A 2744-nucleotide genomic window follows, 5' to 3' on the forward strand; every position below is an offset into this window, starting at 1 on the left:
GGGCGATTGGCGCAGTGGTAGCGCGCTTCGTTCACACCGAAGAGGTCACTGGTTCGAACCCAGTATCGCCCACCGAGTTTGATACGAGTGGTGGTAGCGCGGCTCTGCCGTCGACACCGAAGAGGTCACTGGTTCGAACCCAGTGTCGCGGGCTACGTCGCTCGCTCGGCAAGCCTGGTTAGGGTGGCCTATGCTCCCTCGCAGCTCAGGTTCTCTGCTCGCGTCGGTCCTCGTCGCGACGCTGGTGTCGACGACGTTCGCCGCCTCGGGTTCAGCCGCTCCCGGCACGAAACCGCCCAGGGCCGATCTCAAGATCGCCGGCGGCTCGATCACGACCAGCCCGGTCACGATCACCGGCTCGGTGAGGGTCAAGAACACCGGCAAGAAGAAGGCCAAGGCATCGACGGTGTCGCTGCTGGTCGACGGCAGCGAGGTGCAAGGCCTGGCGCTCGGCAAGCTGGCGAAGAAGAAGTCCAGGGTCGTGACGTTCTCTGTCCCCGCCTCGGTGGGCAGGCACACGGTCAGCGTGTGCGCCGACGCTCGCAAGAAGGTGAAGGAGAAGAAGGAGGGGAACAACTGCCGCGCCCTCGGCCAGGTCGAGGTGCCGCCCACGCCGTCGGCCACCGCACCGACGGAGCCGATCACCTACACGCCCGGCACCGTCTTCCCGGTGACCGCGTCTCCTCTGGGCTACTCCCTGCACGTGCCGACCACCTACGCCAGCCACCACCAGACGCCGATCGGCCTGGTCGTCTTCCTGCACGGCTGCAGCAGCAGCACCGGCAGGGGTCAGACGATGGGCCAGGTCATCAAGGACTACCTGCCGCAGCTCGTGAGCAGCGACTACATCGTGATGACGCCGGAGGCTCTGGCGGGACAGAGCTGCTGGGACAGCGCCGCCGACCGGGAGGAGGTGCTCGCCGCGATCGCCGACGTGAAGACGCACTTCAACATCGCGCCCAAGAAGGTCATCCTCGGCGGCTACAGCTCAGGTGCCTTCATGGCCGGTGCGGTCGCGTTCGCCAACATCCTGCAGTTCGCCGGAGTGTTCTCGCTCAACGGGCCGACCTTCCAGGGCAGCTCCTCGGAGGCCGAGGCCATCGCTGCCGCAGGCTGGAAGATCAACGCGGTGATGCGCGCCCACGCCGACGACGGAACGGTCAATGTCAGCGTCTCGCGCGCGAGTCGCGACGCCCTGCTGGACGCGGGGTACCCGGTCCAGTACTCCGAGGTGGGCGGCCTCGACCACGCGTACGTCAAGGCCGACTTCGAGTACCTCTTCGGCACGATCAGCAGCAGCTGGTCCGCGCCCTGACCTACCCAGGCGCATGCGGAAACCCGTAGGCGGGCGATGACGGGCCGTCGTTACCCTTGCTCGCATGTCCGAACTCAAGATCGCCCTCGTCCACGCAGGTCAGCGTGAGGACGTCGCGGTCACGACGGGCACCAAGGCCTGGGAGCTCTTCAAGGAAGACCCCGATGTCATCGCCGCCCGGGTCAACGCCAGCGACGGACAGAGCCTGAAGGACCTGTCCTACGAGCTCCAGGACGGCGACGAGGTCGAGGGCGTGGCCATCGACAGCCGGGACGGGCACGACATCCTGCGGCACTCGACCGCGCACGTCCTGGCCCAGGCGGTGCAGGACCTGTTCCCGGACGCGAAGCTGGGCATCGGACCGCCGATCACCGACGGCTTCTACTACGACTTCGACGTCGCCACGCCGTTCGTCCCCGAGGACCTCGAGAAGATCGAGACCCGGATGCGCAAGATCATCAAGGAGGGACAGCGCTTCTCCCGCCGGGTCACCAGCGACGCCGACGCGCTGGACGAGCTCCAGGACGAGCCCTACAAGATCGAGCTGATCGGGCTCAAGGGCTCCGGGACGTCCGACGACGCCGCCGAGGGCGCCAGCGTCGAGGTCGGCGCCGGCGAGCTCACCATCTACGACAACATCCGCCGCGACGGAGCGGTCGCGTGGAGCGACCTGTGCCGCGGCCCGCACCTGCCGACCACCAAGCGGATCCCGGCGTTCAAGCTGATGCGCTCCGCGGCGGCGTACTGGCGCGGTGACGAGAAGAACAAGCAGCTCCAGCGCATCTACGGCACCGCCTGGGAGTCCAAGGAGGCGCTGGAGGCACACCTGCACCGGATCGAGGAGGCCGAGAAGCGCGACCACCGCAGGCTCGGCCGCGAGCTCGACCTCTACTCGTTCCCCGACGAGCTCGGGTCCGGTCTGGCGGTCTTCCATCCCAAGGGCGGGGTGATCAAGCGGGAGATGGAGGACTACGTCAGGCGCCGGCACATCGAGGAGGGCTTCCAGTACGTCGGCACCCCGCACATCTCCAAGGAGGGGACCTTCCACCTCTCCGGCCACCTCCCCTACTACGCCGACGGCATGTTCCCGCCCATGCAGCTCGAGGGCGCGAACTACTACCTCAAGGCGATGAACTGCCCGATGCACAACCTGATCTTCAGGTCGCGCGGGCGGTCCTACCGGGAGCTGCCGCTGCGGCTCTTCGAGTTCGGGGGCGTCTACCGCTACGAGAAGTCCGGGGTCGTGCACGGGCTGACCCGGGTGCGAGGGATGACCCAGGACGACTCGCACTCCTACGTGACCCCGGAGCAGGCCGACGCGGAGATCAAGCACCTGCTCGGCTTCTGCCTCAGCCTGATCCGTGACTTCGGGCTCGACGACTTCTACCTCGAGCTGTCCACCCGCGACGACTCCAAGCCCGACAAGTTC

2 protein-coding genes and 1 tRNA gene are annotated in these 2744 nt (G+C 67.2%); all 3 read left to right on the plus strand.

Annotation, left to right across the window (positions count from 1 at the left end):
• Positions 1–72: transfer RNA gene (locus JHD21_RS21765), tRNA-Val, on the plus strand.
• Positions 73–190: 118 nt separating this feature from the next.
• Complete coding sequence (locus tag JHD21_RS21770) at positions 191–1315, plus strand: CARDB domain-containing protein (protein ID WP_292679639.1); 1125 nt, start codon at positions 191–193, stop codon at positions 1313–1315.
• A gap of 64 nt (positions 1316–1379) precedes the next feature.
• Positions 1380–2744 (plus strand): aminoacyl--tRNA ligase-related protein (locus JHD21_RS21775; RefSeq protein ID WP_292679640.1); only part of this gene is annotated, 1365 nt, incomplete at its 3' end.

This window comes from Nocardioides sp. (genome assembly GCF_016462705.1).
Taxonomy (GTDB): domain Bacteria; phylum Actinomycetota; class Actinomycetes; order Propionibacteriales; family Nocardioidaceae; genus Nocardioides.